This window comes from Shewanella sp. MF08487, from assembly GCF_050848685.1.
Taxonomy (GTDB): Bacteria; Pseudomonadota; Gammaproteobacteria; order Enterobacterales; family Shewanellaceae; genus Shewanella; species Shewanella glacialipiscicola.
Genome location: NZ_JBOZPB010000063.1, coordinates 1 through 1,217 on the forward strand (window position 1 = coordinate 1; position 1,217 = coordinate 1,217).

Consider the following 1,217-nt stretch of genomic DNA (forward strand, 5'->3'; position numbering starts at 1 on the left):
CAGGGCGGGATCATACTTTGTTACAGTAGGGAACTTCTTCGTATCTGCATGATCTGATCGGACATGTTATTCTACTGAGCCTAATCCATGTCTTTATTTGAACACTTGAAACTCATCGAAGACCCTCGCTCTCACATCAACCTAGACCATGATTTAGTTGATATTATTTTTCTTGTTTTAGCCGCTATCGCTTCAGGTTGTGATGGCTGGCAAGCTATCGAAGAATTCGGCAAAGAGAACCTATCTTGGCTGCGTCAACATCGAGATTTTGATAATGGGATCCCGACTAGGCATTCGATTGCTCGGATCATTAAAGTCATTGATACCGAAATACTGGTTTTGACACTCTTTAGTTGGGTAAATCGCTTAAGAGAAGCCTCATCCAAGCCATTGATCGCTATCGACGGCAAAACGTTGCGTGGGGCGGTTAATCAACATGGCGCTAACAATGCGCTACACCTCGTTTCGGCCTTTGATACCGAACAGGGAATAGTGCTGTATCAGCAAGATACACAGACCAAAGGCAACGAAATCGCAACGGTTCAGTCGCTGTTGCACATGTTAGATATTAAAGACGCCGTTGTGACGTTTGATGCACTTCACTGCCAGCGAGAAACGCTTCTACAAATCACTAAAGCCAAAGGCGATTATGTTGTTCAGGTCAAAGGTAACCAACCGCAACTTAGGCAGGCGATAGAGATGCAGTTTCAACCTCACTGGGATAACGACGGCGTCGACATATTGAGTATCGAAGAGGATGGCAAGGGGCATGGCCGTAAGGAGCGTCGCACGACGTTTCAAATCCCAGCAAAGCTACCACAAACACTCGCGAAAAAGTGGCCGTCAACGAAGTCGCTCATAGCTGTTGAACGTCAACGAACACACAAAGATGTTACAACCATAAATACGGATTATTACTTAAGTTCTTTGCCTCTAGATGTTGAACTTGCAGCCAAAGCGGTGCGTCAGCACTGGCACATCGAGAACCAGCAACACTGGGTGCTTGACGTCACCTTTAGGGAAGATAATTCAAGAATAGGTGACCGTGAAAACGCGAAGAAGATGGCGCTATTTCGCCGTATCGTGCTGAACCTTTTAGAGCAGCATCCGCTAAAAGCCAGTAAACCAACCAAGATAAGAAAGGCAGCATGGAATGACGATTTTAGGCGCGAGATTTTCTTTGGTTAAGAGATTTAACAAAGCTTAATCCCGCCCTG

General features: G+C 45.7%; 1 protein-coding gene. It reads left to right on the top strand.

The annotated features are described in order from the left end of the window. The first annotated feature begins 87 nt into the window (after positions 1 to 87). Positions 88 to 1,188 carry an ISAs1 family transposase gene (locus ACRN9H_RS19630; RefSeq protein ID WP_432315882.1) on the top strand — a complete coding sequence of 367 codons (1,101 nt, stop codon included), beginning with the start codon at positions 88 to 90 and terminating at the stop codon, positions 1,186 to 1,188. Positions 1,189 to 1,217: the final 29 nt, after the last annotated feature.

Excerpts from the sequence above, each read along its gene's own strand:
- ACRN9H_RS19630 (WP_432315882.1), top strand. The coding sequence starts at position 88 with ATGTCTTTATTTGAACACTTGAAACTCATCGAAGACCCTCGCTCTCAC.